Source organism: Methylomonas koyamae, assembly GCF_019669905.1.
Lineage (GTDB): Bacteria > Pseudomonadota > Gammaproteobacteria > Methylococcales > Methylomonadaceae > Methylomonas > Methylomonas koyamae.
Genome location: NZ_AP019777.1, coordinates 2,932,867 through 2,949,152, shown reverse-complemented (window position 1 = coordinate 2,949,152; position 16,286 = coordinate 2,932,867). Strand labels below are relative to the sequence as shown.

At 47.8% G+C, this 16,286-nt stretch carries 15 protein-coding genes; all 15 read left to right on the top strand.

Translation table 11 applies throughout. The features are described 5' to 3' along the window. Positions 1-175 precede the first annotated feature (175 nt). The 15 genes from pgaB to MKFW12EY_RS13170 all read left to right on the top strand — a co-directional run bounded on the left by pgaB (position 176) and on the right by MKFW12EY_RS13170 (position 16,238). Complete coding sequence (pgaB, locus tag MKFW12EY_RS13240) at positions 176-2,098, top strand: poly-beta-1,6-N-acetyl-D-glucosamine N-deacetylase PgaB (protein WP_221053149.1); 1,923 nt, start codon at positions 176-178, stop codon at positions 2,096-2,098. Positions 2,099-2,105: 7 nt separating this feature from the next. Continuing rightward, a complete protein-coding gene (pgaC, locus tag MKFW12EY_RS13235) occupies positions 2,106-3,452 on the top strand; it encodes a poly-beta-1,6-N-acetyl-D-glucosamine synthase (RefSeq protein ID WP_082409641.1) in 1,347 nt (448 codons plus the stop codon). Further along, a complete protein-coding gene (gene pgaD / locus MKFW12EY_RS13230; RefSeq protein ID WP_054759100.1) occupies positions 3,449-3,886 on the top strand; it encodes a poly-beta-1,6-N-acetyl-D-glucosamine biosynthesis protein PgaD in 438 nt (145 codons plus the stop codon). Before pgaC ends, pgaD begins: the two co-directional genes overlap by 4 nt. A 78-nt stretch (positions 3,887-3,964) precedes the next feature. Further along, positions 3,965-4,489, top strand: a complete 525-nt coding sequence (locus tag MKFW12EY_RS13225) for a glycine cleavage system transcriptional repressor (RefSeq protein ID WP_054759098.1) — start codon at positions 3,965-3,967, stop codon at positions 4,487-4,489. Positions 4,490-4,493: 4 nt separating this feature from the next. Continuing rightward, complete coding sequence (locus tag MKFW12EY_RS13220) at positions 4,494-4,961, top strand: peroxiredoxin (protein WP_054759096.1); 468 nt, start codon at positions 4,494-4,496, stop codon at positions 4,959-4,961. Between the two features lie 208 nt (positions 4,962-5,169). Continuing rightward, entirely contained in the window at positions 5,170-5,409 is a 240-nt protein-coding gene (locus MKFW12EY_RS13215) for an OadG family protein (RefSeq protein WP_054759093.1), read from the top strand. Positions 5,410-5,464: 55 nt separating this feature from the next. Next, positions 5,465-7,261 (top strand): sodium-extruding oxaloacetate decarboxylase subunit alpha, encoded by a 1,797-nt coding sequence (gene oadA / locus MKFW12EY_RS13210; RefSeq protein ID WP_054759091.1) that lies wholly within the window; start codon positions 5,465-5,467, stop codon positions 7,259-7,261. Positions 7,262-7,375: 114 nt separating this feature from the next. Then, positions 7,376-8,503, top strand: coding sequence for a sodium ion-translocating decarboxylase subunit beta (locus MKFW12EY_RS13205; protein ID WP_064021335.1), 1,128 nt, complete (start codon positions 7,376-7,378; stop codon positions 8,501-8,503). Between the two features lie 178 nt (positions 8,504-8,681). After that, entirely contained in the window at positions 8,682-9,929 is a 1,248-nt protein-coding gene (locus MKFW12EY_RS13200; protein ID WP_221053148.1) for a glycosyltransferase, read from the top strand. Positions 9,930-9,951: 22 nt separating this feature from the next. After that, entirely contained in the window at positions 9,952-11,025 is a 1,074-nt protein-coding gene (locus MKFW12EY_RS13195) for a glycosyltransferase (protein ID WP_054759089.1), read from the top strand. After that, positions 11,022-11,894: a glycosyltransferase family 2 protein gene (locus MKFW12EY_RS13190; protein ID WP_082409640.1), complete on the top strand. Its 873-nt coding sequence runs from the start codon at positions 11,022-11,024 to the stop codon at positions 11,892-11,894. Before MKFW12EY_RS13195 ends, MKFW12EY_RS13190 begins: the two co-directional genes overlap by 4 nt. Positions 11,895-11,903: 9 nt before the next feature. Further along, entirely contained in the window at positions 11,904-13,007 is a 1,104-nt protein-coding gene (locus MKFW12EY_RS13185; protein WP_054759085.1) for a DegT/DnrJ/EryC1/StrS family aminotransferase, read from the top strand. A gap of 1 nt (position 13,008) precedes the next feature. Further along, complete coding sequence (locus MKFW12EY_RS13180; RefSeq protein WP_082409639.1) at positions 13,009-13,587, top strand: acyltransferase; 579 nt, start codon at positions 13,009-13,011, stop codon at positions 13,585-13,587. After that, complete coding sequence (locus tag MKFW12EY_RS13175) at positions 13,587-14,771, top strand: TDP-N-acetylfucosamine:lipid II N-acetylfucosaminyltransferase family protein (RefSeq protein ID WP_054759083.1); 1,185 nt, start codon at positions 13,587-13,589, stop codon at positions 14,769-14,771. Before MKFW12EY_RS13180 ends, MKFW12EY_RS13175 begins: the two co-directional genes overlap by 1 nt. Positions 14,772-14,789: 18 nt before the next feature. After that, complete coding sequence (locus MKFW12EY_RS13170) at positions 14,790-16,238, top strand: MOP flippase family protein (RefSeq protein WP_082409638.1); 1,449 nt, start codon at positions 14,790-14,792, stop codon at positions 16,236-16,238. The last annotated feature ends 48 nt before the right edge of the window (positions 16,239-16,286 follow it).

Genomic DNA, 16,286 nt, shown 5'->3' with positions numbered 1-16,286 from the left:
CGGCTTAGCCAATCCGATTTGCCGGGTAAGGCAGCTGCCGTTGCGTCGTCGACGGTAAAAAATAAAAAACGGGCTAAAACAGGCCGTTCGGGTAAAATGCGCCCTCCATTTTAGGCCCGCGCGACTCGCGATGGCGGCCGTTTCCATTCTCAATTTCCGCTGAATTTAACTTTTAATGAACATGCGCCTTATTGCCGGGATATTTTTTGTAATCGCCTGCTGGATTGCCGGGCCGTTGCAGGCTGCAGATTCCGCGAGTTCCAGTTTTATCGTGCTGAATTACCACGATATTTTGGAGGAGGAAGAAAGGGTCCCGCCGTTCGACCGGATGGCGGTGAATAAGGAGCATCTGAACGACCATTTTGCCTGGTTGAAAAGCAACGGCTACCGCGTCATTTCGATTCAGGATTTGCTCGACGCGATGCAAGGCAAAAAGCCGTTGCCGAACAAAGCCGTCATCCTGACCTTCGACGACGGCTACCAAAGTTTTTATACCCGGGCGATGCCGCTGCTGAAAAAGTACAAATACCCGGCCACGCTGGCCGTGGTCGGCAGTTGGATGGAACAGCATAACCACGCGGGTACTAACAAGCCGTTGATGACGCCGGCGCAGATTCGCGAGGTTGCCGCCAGCGGCCTGGTCGAAATCGCCTCGCACAGCTTTAACGCCCACCACGGCATCGTCGCCAATCCGCAAGGCAACGAACAAAGCGCGATCACGACCCGGCTTTACAGCAGCGAATACGAGGAATACGAAAAAGACGAGGAGTACCGGAAGCGGATTTTTCAGGAACTGGAGAAAAGCTCCGAGCAATTGCTGCAAATGCTGGGCAAGCGGCCGCGGGTGATGGTCTGGCCTTACGGCGAATATAACGCGATTGCGTTGGAAGCGGCGAAAAACGCCGGCATGCCGTTGACGATGGGCCTTAACGACGGCGCCAATACACTGGCCGACGCGGCGGTGATGAAGCGCATGATCATGACCGACGACCCTACTGCCGAGCGCTTTGCCACCATCGTCACCAAATTGCGCACCGGCCGCGAGTTGCGGGTGGCCCATGTCGACATGGACTATATCTACGACGAAGACGAGGAGCAAACCGAGAAAAACCTGTCCGCCGTGGTCGAGAGGATCAAGGCCAGCGGCGCCAATACCGTCTATCTGCAAGCTTTTTCCGATCCGGATGGCGACGGCAACGCCGACAAGTTGTATTTTCCTAACCGACATCTGCCGATGCGGCGGGATTTGTTCAACTACGTTTCGCTGCGGCTGAGAAAGGGAGCCGATGTCAAAGTCTACGCCTGGATGCCGATGATGGCCTACAAAGCCGATGTGCCGCTGAAATGGTACGTCAAAGAATGGCGCGACGGCGAGCCGCAGTTGTCCCGCCACGTCTACACCCGTTTGTCGCCGTTCAATCCGGAGGCCCGCCAATTCGTCGGCGAGATCTACGAGGATCTGGCGAAATCTTGCGATTTCAACGGTATCCTGTTTCACGACGACGGTATCTTGTCGGACTTCGAGGACGTGTCGCCGCTGGCGATGGAATTTACCCACAAAGTCTGGGGCTTGCCGGCCGAATTCGACGCGATTCATTCGTCCAGCGAGTTGCGCCTGCGCTGGGCCCAATACAAAACCGAGCTGATGGGGCAGTTCACCGACTATTTGACCAATAAAGTCCGCTTTTACCGGCCTTATATCAAAACCGCACGCAATTTCTATTCGCTGCCGCTATTGAAGCCCTACAGCGAAGAATGGTACGCGCAGTCCTTGCCGACATTCTTGAAACATTACGACTACGTGGCGGTGGAAGCGATGCCGTTCATGGAAGAAGCGGAAAACCCGAAGCAATGGTTGGCCGAATTGGTCGAAAAAACCGCGCAAACTCCCGGAGCGCTGGACAAAATGGTATTCGAGTTACAGGCGGTAAACTGGAAAACCCAGCAGGATATTCCGATGCCGATATTTACCGAACAGTTTCAATTGCTGAAGAAACTCGGTGCCAAGCATATCGGCTATTACCCGGATAATGTGTTTCACGACCAACCCAAGCTGGCCGAGTTGAAGAAATACTTTCCGGTAGAAATCAAGGATTAAACCGGACATGGAACAGCTACTCTCGCAACCTTGGATGCAGCATTTAATCGACTTGTGGCTGATCGGCCGGGAGCGCTTGGAAGAGGTGCCCTGGTGGCAGTTCAACGAGTGGCTGTCGCGCTTCGTATTTTATTATCCGTTGTTGATGGCTTACGTCTGGATGCTGGGCGGCATCGTCTATTACATTCGCTGGGAACGTAACCGCGGCAACGTGTTGTCGGACTTGCCGGTGCTGGCGGAATATCCGCCGGTGTCGATACTGATCCCGTGTTACAACGAGGGCGAAAACGTTCGCGAAACCATCGAATATTTGTTGCACCAGCAATATCCGAACTACGAAATCATCGCCGTCAACGACGGCAGTAAAGATAATACGCTGGAAATCCTGCACGAACTGGCCGACCGACACAGCCAAATCCGCGTCGTCAATCTGGCCAGTAACCAAGGCAAGGCGGTCGGTTTGCGCACCGCGGCGCTGTTGGCGAATAGCGAGATTCTGATCGGCATCGACGGCGACGCCTTGTTGGCGCCGAACGCAACGGCGTGGATCGTCAAACATTTTCTGGAAGATCCGCACGTCGGTGCCGTGACCGGCAATCCGCGCATTCGTAACCGTTCCACGTTGCTGGGCAAGATCCAGGTCGGCGAGTTTTCCGCCATCGTCGGCATGATCAAACGCGCCCAGCGCGCTTACGGTCACGTGTTCACGATATCCGGCGTCATTGCCGGTTTCCGTAAAACCGCTTTGCACGACGTGGGTTACTGGAGCCCGGATATGGTCACCGAGGACATCGATATCAGTTGGAAAATGCAACTGGCCGGGTGGGCGATCCGTTTCGAGCCGAATGCGCTGTGCTGGGTGTTGATGCCGGAAACGCTGAACGGCTTATGGAAACAACGCAGTCGCTGGGCGCAGGGCGGGGTCGAAGTGCTGTTACGCTATTTCCGGCCGCTGTTGCGTTGGCGCTCGCGCGGCATGTGGCCGTTGTATCTGGAATGCTGCATCAGCCTGAGCTGGGCGTTTTTAGTGGTGGCGATGTTGGCCTCGGTGCCGCTGGAATGGTTCAGTAGCGAACCGCAGGAAGCGCTGGAAGATTTATCGCCGCACTGGACCAGCATGCTGCTGTGCGTGACCTGTTTGGTGCAGTTTGCGGTCAGTCTGACGATAGACTCGGTCTACGAAAAGAAAAGCGGCGGCTCGGCCCAGCATTATTATTGGATGATCTGGTATCCGATCGTGTACTGGTTGATCAACGTCGGCACTACCATCAACGGCTGCATCAAGGCTCTGCGCAAAAAACGCGGCCAGCGCGCGGTTTGGGTGACTTTGGACAGGGGCTTACGGCAAAAATGAAAGAAATCATTATCAACCAACCGCATTTGCAAAGCTTTCGGCAGAAATGCGGTTCGGCGTTCATGGCGCTGGTCAGTTGGCTACTGTGGCTGTATTTTTTGTGGCCGTTGTTGACATTGGCCGGCTGGCTGATGGGGCTGAAAAGCTTATCGGACGAGATTCGCTGGTTCGGCGGTTACAAGACTTTGCTGGAGTTATTGGCGTTGTACGGCGAGATCGTGCTGGCGATCGCTTTGTTATGGCTGGGCTGGACTTTGTTGCTGTCCTGGCGCCATGCCGTCGTCGCGCCGAAACGCACCGCGCCGGTCACCGACCAGCAACTGGCGGTAGCGTTTAAAGTCGATTTGGCCGGATTGCGTCAAGCCCGGACCGGTAAAAAATTGACGGTTCATTTCGACGAACAAGCCGGGATCACCGCCATTCGCCACGACTGACGCGGTTGCCATTTCGCAACTGCGTTTTTAGCGCGGTTGGTGTTAAACTGGATGGAGCGTACTTAAGGACTTGGGATTATGCAACTGGCGATTACGGTGTTGGGCGAGAAGTCCAACGGTTTTCTTGGGGAAATTTTGTCGGCGTTGAGCGCCTGCCAATGTAACGTACTGGAGCTGCGTACCTCCAATTTGACCGAGCTTACCGCCGCCTATCTGTTGATAGACGGCAATTGGAACCATATCGCCAAGCTGGAAGGCATGCTGGATGCGATTAAAATCCGCTTGGAAATCCAGATGAGCTTCCTGCGGCCGAGCCAGGAACCACAAGCGATCGAAGGCGTGCCATACACGCTGGAAACCATCTCCGTCGACAAGAACGACATCCTGTTTGCCGTAACCTCCTTCCTATTGGACCGGGGCATCTGTATCGAGGAAGTCTCCGCCAGCCGTCACAGCGCGGCTTTTTTCAATACTTCGGTATTTTCCACCAAATTCATCCTGTTGGTGCCGCCAGCGGTGCGGATTCTGTCTTTGCGCGAAGAGTTTCTGGATTTTTGCGACAGCTTGAATATAGACGCCATTCTCGAACCTGTTAAAAGGTGATTTCATGACAGCCATAGCCATCGGCGATACCGTTCCGGATTTCGAAGTAGCCGCGACCGGCGGTAAAGCCGTCAAACTCAGCGATTATCGCGGCAAAAAAGTCGTGCTTTATTTTTACCCCAAAGACAATACGCCGGGCTGCACCCAGGAAGGCCAAGCCTTCCGCGACAATATCGACCGATTCGCAGCGTTGAATGCCGTGGTGTTGGGGGTATCGCGCGACAGCGTCAAAGTCCATGAAGGCTTTAAATGCAAGCAAGCGTTTCCGTTCGATTTGCTATCCGACCAGGACGAAAACCTGTGCCGTTTATTCGATGTGATCAAAATGAAGAATATGTACGGCAAACAGGTGCAAGGGATCGAACGCAGCACGTTTCTGATCGACGAGAACGGCGTTCTCGCCAAAGAATGGCGTAAGGTGCAGGTCAAAGTCCACGTAGCCGAGGTGCTGGATTTTCTGCAAGCGCTCTGACCTCGGCGGCCGGGCCTTGCAGGCCCGAGCGCCGCGATTTTTTCCGCTACGGGCGGCGGTCGCAGCCGGCTTTTTTGCCTAACGCAGGTGCTGCCGGTTTTTTACTTTTCGATACTGCGGCCTTAAACCCTTCATTCCGCTCAGGATTGTGAAGTCCTGCTTATTTGGGCGATAATGCCCAGGCTAATTAATCATTTGGACGACGATTATGAACGAAATGCTGTCTTCGGGTATTGAATTAATGCTAATCGGCATGGGGATGGTTTACGCTTTTTTGGCCATGCTGGTGGTTGCGATCAATACCATGAGCAACCTGGTCCGGCGCTATTTTCCCGAAGTCCCGTCCAAATTTCCCGAGCAACCGGTCGTCGCCGGTAACGATAAAGCGGTGGTTGCCGCGATAACCGCCGCAGTTCTGCAATACCGCAAAAAGCATAAAAACGGATAGTTACCCACAAGGTAAGGTCTGGTACGACCCAAAAAAGTCATTAGGAGAGTAAAGAGTGGAAAAGGTAAACAAGCCCCTGGGAATTACTGAGGTGGTATTACGCGACGCCCATCAGTCAATTCTGGCGACCAGGCTGCGTATCGAAGACATGTTGCCGATTTGCGGGCAACTCGACCAGATCGGTTATTGGTCTATCGAATCCTGGGGTGGCGCGACCTTCGACGCTTGCATCCGCTATTTGGGCGAGGACCCGTGGGAAAGGTTGCGCTTGCTGAAGAAAGCCATGCCCAACACACCGCAGCAAATGCTGTTCCGCGGCCAGAATATCCTCGGTTACCGCCATTACGCCGACGACGTGGTCGATAAATTCGTCGAGCGTTGCGTGGTCAACGGTATTGACGTATTCCGAATTTTCGATGCGATGAACGATATGCGCAATATCGAAAGAGCCATCAAGGCGGTGCTGAATACCGATGCCCATGCCCAAGGTACCATTTCGTACACTACCAGCCCGGTGCATACCACCAAGAAGTGGGTGGAGCAGGGCAAGCTGATCGAGGATCTGGGTGCGCATTCGATCTGCATCAAAGACATGGCCGGCTTGCTGACCCCTTACGACGCCTACGATCTGATCGGCAAATTGAAGAAGGCTGTCGCGATTCCGGTCCATCTGCATTGCCATGCCACCACCGGCTTGAGCGTTGCCACTTGTATCAAAGCCATCGAAGCCGGCGTCGATAATATCGATACCGCGATCTCTTCGTTGAGTATGACTTACGGCCACACCCCGACCGAAACCATCGTCGCGGCATTGGCCGGCCAAAAGCGCGATACCGGTCTGGATTTGGCCAAGCTGGAGAAAGTCGCCGCTTATTTTCGCGAGGTGCGGAAGAAATATGCGCAGTTCGAGGGTAGCCTGAAAGGCGTGGATAGCCGGATCTTGGTATCGCAAGTACCGGGCGGAATGCTGACCAATATGGAAAGCCAATTGAAGGAGCAGGGTGCGGCCGACCGTTTCGACGCGGTACTGCAGGAAATTCCGTTGGTGCGCAAAGACTTGGGCTATATCCCGCTGGTGACGCCGACGTCGCAAATCGTCGGCACCCAGGCGGTATTGAATGTTTTGGCCGGCGAGCGTTACAAAACGATCAGCAAAGAGACTGCCGGCGTGCTGCGCGGCGAGTACGGCGCAACTCCGGCACCTGTCGATAAAGAATTACAAGCGCGAGTATTGAACGGTGCCGAGCCGATCACTTGTCGTCCGGCGGATTTGTTGGAGCCGGAAATGAGCAAATTGGTGGCCGAAGTCCAGGCCAAAGCCCAGGCCGACGGCGTCAAGCTGGCCGATAACGTTGAAGAAGACGCGCTGATCGACGGGCTGTTCGCGCAAGTGGGTTGGAAATTCATCCAAAACCGGGGCAATCCTGCCGCATTCGAGCCGGCACCGGGTCTGGAACCCGCCCCGGTTTCGGTACCGGCTGCCGTTAAAACGGCGGTCGAGGCCGAAACCTACACCGTGAATGTGGACGGCAAAAATTACCACGTCGCAATCGCGCCGGGCAACGGCGAAATAGTGGTGGAACCGTCCTCGGCATCGGAAAACGGTCCGATGCTGGCTTCGACAGCCCCCATCGTCAGCGGCAGCGGCGTGGTCGAATCGCCATTGGCCGGCGTAGTATTGAAAGTCAACGTCAACGTCGGTTCCCATCTGTCCGAAGGCGACGTCGTGTTAATCATGGAAGCGATGAAAATGGAAACCGAGATTCGGGCCAAAGTCGCCGGTATCGTCAGCGCGGTCAACGTGCGCCAAGGCGATTCAGTTGCGGTAGGCGACGTTCTGGTCACCTTGTAACCGCCTCATAGTTGGTTTGCTCCGGTTGCCCTAGGGCGGTAGCCGGTAGCCAAACTAAACTCGACCGCATGCCTTAGCCTTGTTGCCAGCCAACCCAATCGAATAAATCAAGCCATGGAAAATCTCAGACTGTTGTGGGAAAGCACCGGTATTTACAACATTACCCAGCCGCAAATCATCATGATGGCGGTCGGGTTTGTGTTGTTGTATCTGGCGATCAGAAAAGGCTTCGAGCCGCTATTGTTGTTGCCTATCGGTTTTGGCGCCGTACTGAGCAATATTCCGGTTGCCGGGATGATAGACGAAGGCGGCATCCTTTATTACATGTATGGCGGCATCAAGGCCGGCGTATTTCCGTTGTTGATTTTCATGGGCGTCGGGGCGATGACCGATTTCGGGCCGATGCTAGCCAATCCGAAAACGCTGTTTCTCGGTGCAGCCGCCCAATTCGGCATCTTCGCCACGCTGTTCGGCGCGCTGGCCTTGAATGCCGTGCCGGGCATGGCGTTCAGCTTGAAAGAAGCGGCGGCGATTGCGATCATCGGCGGTGCCGACGGCCCGACTGCGATTTACGTCGCCTCCAAGCTGGCGCCCGAATTATTGGGTGCCATTGCCGTCGCCGCGTATTCCTATATGGCGCTGGTGCCGCTGATCCAGCCGCCAATCATGCGGGCGTTGACCAGCGAGGATGAGCGCCGCATCGAAATGCAGCAACTGCGGACTGTCGGCAAGGCCGAGAAAGTGGTGTTTCCGTTGATGCTGTTGATGTTGACTGCGTTATTATTGCCGTCGGCGGCGCCGCTGGTCGGTATGTTTTGCCTGGGTAACTTGATGAATGCGACCGGGGTGGTGGATCGTTTAAGCAAGACCGCGCAGAACGAGTTGATCAACATCGTCACCATATTTCTCGGGTTGTCGGTCGGTTCCAAACTTAGCGCCGAGGCGTTTTTGAAAGTGCAAACCTTGGGTATTCTCGGCCTTGGTGCGGTCGCATTCGCCATCGGTACCGCCAGCGGCGTCATCATGGCTAAAATCATGAACCGGTTCAGCTCGACGCCGATCAATCCGTTAATCGGCGCGGCCGGGGTTTCCGCGGTACCGATGGCGGCTCGCGTCGCCAACAAAATCGGTCTGGAAAGCAATCCGCACAACTTCCTGTTGATGCACGCGATGGGACCGAACGTGGCCGGCGTGATCGGCTCGGCGGTAGCGGCAGGGGTGTTGTTGAGTTTGGTGCATTAGTTCTGTCGGACCGGGTCGAATAAGGGAGTCTTTAAAAACTCATCTTTTCTCGGAACTAGCAATGAGGGAGAGATAGGCGGCAGATTCAATCATCCCTTCCGTTTATGTTATTCCGCTAAATTTGCTGTAGGTTTGCAGAAATCGCCTAAGCTGGTATGAGTTTTTAGAGATTCCAACAATGAGCGACCGGCCTAACGACGCTAAGCGGACCAAAGTTCTCTGGCTCACATCGAGCTACCCCCGTAACGAGGATGACAGCGCTTCGATATTTCTGCGTTACTTGGCGGAAGCGCTGGTAAAGCAGAATGTCGATCTGCTAATTCTCGCGCCCGATCATTCCGAAGTTCAGCCATTTCGGCAGCCGCCTGGCTTAGTTTGTAGACATTTCCGCTATTTTTTTCCGCGCAGGCTGCAGCAATTAGCCTACGGTTCCGGCATCCTGCCAAACCTGCGCGCCGCACCTTGGTTATATTTGCAAGTTCCGTTTTTCATATTATCCATGTTCGTAAGCGCAGCATGGATATTGCTTAGCCAACGTCCCTCGTTGATTCATGCCCATTGGATATTTCCGCAAGGTACTGTCGCAGTGCTGTTGGGGAAGTTGTTTCGCATACCCACAATCATTACCGCCCACGGCGGCGATGCGTTTGCGCTAAAGGGAAAGCTGATGGGAGCAGTCAAGCGTTGGACCATCAAAAATTGTAATTCTTGGACGAGTAATACTAAAGCAACATCCGTAGCATTTGGCGCTGATTTACCTAAGCCTCATGTTATTCCTATGGGCGTCGACTATATGCGTTTCGCCTCCGGCAACCGTGAAGCATTGATCGGTCAGCTGACGCCGGAAAAATTGATTTTGTTATTTGTAGGGCGGTTGGTGGAAAAAAAAGGCGTGGCGGATTTACTGGAAGCCTATGCTTTACTTCCCGATACACTGCTAGCAAAAACGGAGTTATGGATTATAGGAGACGGTAATCAAGCCGGTAGATTGAAGACAATGGCAACCGAGCGTCGAATTAATCACCAAGTTGTTTTTTATGGCAAGCAGCCAAATAATCGATTGCCTGATTATTATGCAGCGGCAGATATTTTTGTTGCGCCGTCTATAATTGACAAAGTTGGCGATACTGAAGGACAGGGGGTCATATTTTTAGAGGCACTGGCCAGTGGATTACCGATTATTGCCACCGATGTGGGGGGGATTGCGGAAATAATAGAGCATGAAAAATACGGGTTACTTGTAAAAGCCCATAACGCAAGGGCGCTTGCTGAAGCGATCGAAATTTTGATAATAAACGACACACTCAGAATAACCTTGGGAAAAAACGGCAAAATATTTGCCCGGGCTTACGATTGGAAATTTATAGCAAGTGAACTGAGTTTGTTATATCTTTCGATATCAAATCCCTCCGAATTCAAATCTTAGCTCGTTTCCGTTATTCGCGCTTATGAATATCTTTATCCTTTGTAAACGCTACTATACCAACAAAGACCTCATCAATGACTGCTTCGGTCGGCTTTATCATTTACCCAAACAATTGGCGGAACAAGGACATATTGTCTTCGTAGATGCCTTCGATTACCGGAATCGAACTGCTTTAGTTGTAAGGGAGAATGAGGTTTCATTTCAAACCATTCCATTAAGACCGGCTAGTTTACTTAAAGCGATTCGGCAGGTTTATTTGCATGTGAAAACTATAAATCCAGATGTTATTGTCGCTAGCGGCGATATCTATATCGGACTAATTGGGCTTCTACTGGCTCGCAGATTGCGAATAAAGTTTGTATACGATGTTTATGATTATTACCCCGCGTTTCGAATTAATCGATTTCCCGGCTTCACATCGGTATTTAACTATATTGTGAGGAAGTCCAGTCTGGTTACTTGTGCAAGCGAATCGCTGCAGCGTTGGGTCAAAATTAGGCTTAACCAACATACTTTGTTAATTCAGAACGGTGTTGATCGCAATGTATTTACCGTAGGCGATCGCGTTAACGCTAGGCGTAAACTAAATCTCGCCTTAGACACAGAAGTGGTTGGTTATTTCGGTTCGATAAATCCGGCGAGAGGTCCAATTTTGATTGAAGCTTGCAGGCTTTTGATAGAAGCGAAACCCAATTTAAATCTCGCATTTGCCGGACGCGTCGAAGGAATCGATTTCAACGATCCCTGGATCAAATATTACGGAGAATTGCCGCAATCATCCGTGCCCGATTTAATTAATGCTTGCGATGTTGTTGTTGTGCCATATGCCGGTGATCAGTTCAATTCTATGTCAGGTGCCTGCAAAATCGCCGAATACCTAGCCTGCGGCAAGCCGGTAGTTGCTACAAGGGTCTCGGACCATGCGGAAGTATTTAAAGAGTCACCCGCTTCTTTATGCGAGCCCGTCGCAGAAGACATGGCACGTGTACTTAAATCACAACTGGAACATCCGGAAATTGTGCCGTACCCTTCTAATTTGGATTGGCAATCGATTGGACAAACACTTAACAACAAATTGACTATGCTTGTCACATGAATAAGCTTTATATAGTCATCACCGACTTTAACGGTTTTACGCAAACCCGGCGTTGCTTGGATGCGTTAAACGCAAGCACGTACAAAGACTTTACCGTATTGGTAGTGGATCATGGCACGACTGATGAAACCCGAATCGGGCTGGAAAATGAATATCCAGGCGTAATCCGTATAAGTGGTTCCTCAAGCCTATGGTGGGCGGGCGCGAATAATTTGGGGATACACTTTGCTTTGGAGGGCGGAGCAGATGCCATTATGTTAGTAAATAACGATTGCTATGTTGTCCCTGATGCAATTAATATCCTGGTCGAGTTATTCGAGAAACATCCGCACGGCATAATTGCCCCGGTGCAGCGCGATTGTCGTAATGGCGACCTCACTATTAGCCCGCGTAGTTGTTTTCTATTTGGGTTTCCTACTCTTTCTGGCCCCAAAAAAATGATGCCTAGAATGGAAATGTACGATTTAATTCCCGTTAAGCTAATTGTGGGAGGTAGGGGCGCACTTATTTCTACACAAGTATTCAGCAGAATTGGGATGTTCGATGAAACACGATTGCCTCACTATGGAGCCGATCACGATTTCTATTTACGCGCACGCAATCAGGATGTGCGACTTTATGTGGCAACTAAGGCTATGGTTGATATTGATTATACATGCACAACATTAGCGAATAATCCAGGCTCGCTCAATTTTGCTGAATTCTTACAGTCGTTAATGAATATCCGGTCGCATCGGAACTTGCCAGATGTAACTTCTTTATTTAGCGCACATTATCCGATTCGTTGTATATATCTATTAGGTGTTTCCTTGTATACTATAAGGTATTTTTTAATTTATTTGGTTAGGCGTTTTTGTTATTTTCTATGACCATAATTTATGCCTAAAATTAATGTCACTCAACCTTTTCTTCCGCCTCTAGAAGAGTTTGTTCCATACCTAGAACAAATTTGGGAAAATAGGCAGTTAACGAACTCAGGTCCCTTTCACCAAGAATTTGAAAAAGCATTAGCAGAATATTTAAACGTTAAACATTTATCCTTGTTTGCTAATGGTACACTTGCTTTAGTTACTGCATTACAAGCTCTCAGAATTACAGGAGAAGTAATCACAACACCGTATTCATTTGCTGCGACTGCGCATTCATTACTTTGGAATAACATTAAACCGGTCTTTGCAGATATAGATCCAATTAGCCTAAACCTGGATCCAAATAGAATTGAAGAGGCTATCACACCCCAAACAACAGCTATATTGCCCGTTCATGTATATGGACGTCCCTGTGATATTGATGCTATACAAAAGATTGCTGATATTTACGGATTGAAAGTAATTTATGACGCTGCTCATGCGTTTGGCGTCACTTATCACGAAAATAGTATTCTTAAATATGGAGACCTATCCATCCTGAGTTTTCATGCTACTAAGGTATTCAATACCTTCGAAGGAGGGGCAATTATTTGTCCTGACAAAAAGACCAAGCAGCGTATAGACTACCTAAAAAACTTTGGGTTTGCTGATGAGGTCACCGTAGTTGCTCCCGGCATCAATGGAAAAATGAACGAGTTTCAGGCTGCCTTGGGATTATTGCAGCTTAACTATATTGAGCTGGCAATTAACAGGAGGCAAGAGATCGACTTCCTTTATAGAGACGGCTTGAAAGATGTCAAAGGTATCAGGCTTTTGCCACTACCTATCAATACTAGGCAAAACTATTCTTATTTTCCAATTATTGTCGATCCTGAATATCCTTTAAGTAGAGATGATCTATACCAAAAATTTCGAGATCATAATATTTATGTGCGGAGATATTTTTACCCGTTAGTTAGTGATTTTCCGATGTATCGAGGATTGGTGTCATCAGCAAAATCAAATTTGAAAGTAGCAAAAATTATTTCGGACTCGATCATATGTTTGCCGATTTTTCCAGCGCTAAAAGTATCTGATCAAATTAATATTATTTCATTAATTGCTAAAGTTTGATATGGCTTGGTTGACAGAAGAAGAAATGGAGAATATGGGTTTTTCCTATGTTGGAAAAAATGTAAGGATTTCCGAAAAATCTACATTCTATAATTGCAAAAATATTCGATTGGGTGATGATATAAGAATTGATGATTTTTGTGTTCTGGCGGCAGGAGAGGGGGGTATTGAAATTGGCCGAAATATTCATATTGCAGTATATTGTTCGTTAATTGGTAAAGGAAAAATAATCTTAGAAGATTTTTCTGGTCTTTCTTCCCGTGTTTCTTTGTATTCAAGTTCCGATGATTATAGTGGTACAGCAATGACCAATCCAACTGTACCAGCAGAGTTTACAAATGTAAAACATGCTGATATAAGAATTGGTCGCCATGTCATAATCGGTGCTGGGTCTATTGTATTGCCCGGGGTCATTATAGGTGATGGTGCTGCTGTTGGAGCATTATCTCTTGTCACGCATTCTGTAGGCGAGTTTTCCATGGTTACTGGTGTGCCTGCCAAGCATATTCGCAATAGGAAACGAAATATTCTTGATCTTGAATACAAATTTATTCAAAGTGTTAAAAAGGAACCGGAATAGTGAATATTCTGCATCTTGTTTATGATGAGAAATTTATTCCATTTACGATTGATCTATTTAGTGCATGTAAAAATTCGAACAACCTGTTTTTAGTAAAAGTCAAAGATATTTCGTCTCCGCTTAAATATTTGAATAGTTCGGGTAATATGCGAATTATTGATAAGCGTTATTTCCGATCTTCATCTATGCATGATGACCTAGCTTGGTGCGACTCTTTGGTTGTTCATTATTTAGATGTATTTGGAGCAAAAATAATTTTGAGTGCACCAGAGCGAGTTAATGTGCTTTGGAGTGGTTGGGGTGGGGATTATTATGAGCTTTTGCCCGGCGGGGAGCGAAATTATTGGGGTGATGAGACTAAGTATCTTGTTACAAGGATGAGAAAAAAAGAGCTGTGTTCAATATCTAATTTGCCGCGGTTAGCTAGCGAAGCTGAGTTTTATTTAAAAAAGTACATATTTGATTATCCTCTCATTAAGGCAGCTATAAAGCGAGTTGATTTTTTTTCAGCGCCTGTTCCCGAAGACTTTTATTTGCTGAAATCCGGGTTGGGAGCTAATTTTCGAGCTAGTTATATTCAACTAAATTATGGCAGCGTAGAGAAAACATTTTTACCTGGCCTGGAAGAAATCGTTGACGAAAATATTCTTGTAGGAAATTCTGCAACTGAAACTAATAATCATATGGATGTTTTTCGAATTCTTTATAAAATGGAATTGGGCGAAAGAAAAATAATCGTGCCCTTGAGTTATGGGGCAGATAGCTATAAAAATGAAATTGTTCATCAAGGTTATAAATTATTTGGGTCTAGATTTGAGCCATTGTTAAAATTTGTTCCCTTAGATGAATACAATACTTTGATTGCAAGTTGCTCCGTTGTAATTATGGGGCATCGACGACAACAGGCGCTTGGTAATATATGTGCCATGCTTTATAAGGGTGCAAAAGTCTTTATTAATGATGAAAGTGTGATATACCGTTTTTTTAGAGCTAGAGATGCACATGTTTTTGGATTATCTAATTTGACTGTATATGATTATAATATATTTACTCCTTTGACTGAAAGTCAGAAGAAAAAAAACCGGGAAGTTATTGATAACTTTTGGAGCGATGAAGTAGTCAGGAGGAATGTGGGTTTTTTTATTGATGAGGTTCAGAAAAGAAAAATACTTCACGTTTATTAAAATGGTAGCCACATAATAATGAACCTAAAAGCCCAAGCTTATTCAGGTGTGAGGTGGACGACATTTTCATTTTTATGTAGGGCGATATTACAATTATTGCAACTTGCTATCTTGGCGAGATTGCTGACGCCTGCCGATTTCGGTTTAATGGCAATTGTCACTTCTATCATAATGGTTTTGCAGATTTTTTCTGATTTAGGGATTAGCAATGCTATCGTTCATTTTCAAAATATTACCCCATCACAACTTTCAAGTCTTTATTGGTTAAATGTATTAATTGGCATTATTCTAGGGGTATTTGTTGCTATATGTAGTCCATGGTTGGCTTATTTTTATGGTCAATATGAGTTGCAATTACTATTGATGTTGGCTGGGCTTTCATTATTGGTTTCGGCTATTGGTCAACAATTTAGAGTATTGGCGCAAAAAAACATGCGATTTAAAAAATTGGCTGCAATAGATCTGTCTGTAGCATCGATTGTTTTTTGTGTGTCCATAGGCGCGGCTCTGGGTAACGGTGGGGTTTATTCGCTAATTATAGGCACTTTAGCTGGTACGGTTTCTAATGCGTTATTTGTGTGTTTTTTCTTAGCCGAAGGTTGGCGCCCTAAGTTTCATTTGCAATTGAAAGACGTTAAAGGATTTCTAAAGTTTGGTTTTTATATGATAGGTAATAACCTGGCAAATACTTTAAACTCACAAATTGATGTTTTACTAGTGGGGTATTTTTTGAGCGCTCAATCGGTTGGTTTATATAATCTTCCAAAAGACTTGAGTCTCAGAGTTTCGGGTATAATTAACCCCATTATAACACAAGTTAGTTTTCCAGTAATGGCAAAGGCACAGAATGATAGGAGCCTGATAAAAGAAATTTATCTAAAAAGTATGCGTATGACGGCGTCCATTAATTTTCCTATATACGTGGCTTTGGGGGTGTTTGCTGAAGAAACATTGTTTGTGTTGTTCGGCGATCAGTGGCGAGAGGCCATTCCGCTTTTAAGGATATTTGCTTTTTGGGCATTAGTGCGCTCTACTGGCAATCTAGTTGGTAGTCTTGTGATGGCATGCGGTCGTCCGGATTTAGAATTTAAATGGAATATAGCTTTACTCTTGGTTATACCAGCAGTCGTATCGATTGGAAGTCAGTTTGGTATAAAAGATTTAGCGGTTGCTTTGCTACTTACCCAAATATTTTTGATGATTCCATCTTGGTATTTTTTGGTATATCCTATTTGCGATGCTAAGCTATCTGAGTATTTTGTTCAGTTGAGCCTGCCGCTTGCTTTGTCATTTATATCTGGACTAGTGGCTTATTTTAGTAAGATTTATACTAATTTTGATCTGCCTGTTTTTCGGTTGACATCAGGATTAATTATAGGTGGGTCAAGTTATATAATTTTGACTTATTTATTTAATAAAAGTTTTTGCAGCGCTGTGTCTGAGATGCTTGTAATTCGTAAGCACTAGTAAGTAGCCTTCAGATAAATAATTCGGTGGTTTTGGGTGTTTAGTTTT

Excerpts from the sequence above, each read along its gene's own strand:
- pgaB (WP_221053149.1), top strand. The coding sequence starts at position 176 with ATGAACATGCGCCTTATTGCCGGGATATTTTTTGTAATCGCCTGCTGG.
- pgaC (WP_082409641.1), top strand. The coding sequence starts at position 2,106 with ATGGAACAGCTACTCTCGCAACCTTGGATGCAGCATTTAATCGACTTG.
- pgaD (WP_054759100.1), top strand. The coding sequence starts at position 3,449 with ATGAAAGAAATCATTATCAACCAACCGCATTTGCAAAGCTTTCGGCAG.
- MKFW12EY_RS13225 (WP_054759098.1), top strand. The coding sequence starts at position 3,965 with ATGCAACTGGCGATTACGGTGTTGGGCGAGAAGTCCAACGGTTTTCTT.
- MKFW12EY_RS13220 (WP_054759096.1), top strand. The coding sequence starts at position 4,494 with ATGACAGCCATAGCCATCGGCGATACCGTTCCGGATTTCGAAGTAGCC.
- MKFW12EY_RS13215 (WP_054759093.1), top strand. The coding sequence starts at position 5,170 with ATGAACGAAATGCTGTCTTCGGGTATTGAATTAATGCTAATCGGCATG.
- MKFW12EY_RS13205 (WP_064021335.1), top strand. The coding sequence starts at position 7,376 with ATGGAAAATCTCAGACTGTTGTGGGAAAGCACCGGTATTTACAACATT.
- MKFW12EY_RS13200 (WP_221053148.1), top strand. The coding sequence starts at position 8,682 with ATGAGCGACCGGCCTAACGACGCTAAGCGGACCAAAGTTCTCTGGCTC.
- MKFW12EY_RS13195 (WP_054759089.1), top strand. The coding sequence starts at position 9,952 with ATGAATATCTTTATCCTTTGTAAACGCTACTATACCAACAAAGACCTC.
- MKFW12EY_RS13190 (WP_082409640.1), top strand. The coding sequence starts at position 11,022 with ATGAATAAGCTTTATATAGTCATCACCGACTTTAACGGTTTTACGCAA.
- MKFW12EY_RS13185 (WP_054759085.1), top strand. The coding sequence starts at position 11,904 with ATGCCTAAAATTAATGTCACTCAACCTTTTCTTCCGCCTCTAGAAGAG.
- MKFW12EY_RS13180 (WP_082409639.1), top strand. The coding sequence starts at position 13,009 with ATGGCTTGGTTGACAGAAGAAGAAATGGAGAATATGGGTTTTTCCTAT.
- MKFW12EY_RS13170 (WP_082409638.1), top strand. The coding sequence starts at position 14,790 with ATGAACCTAAAAGCCCAAGCTTATTCAGGTGTGAGGTGGACGACATTT.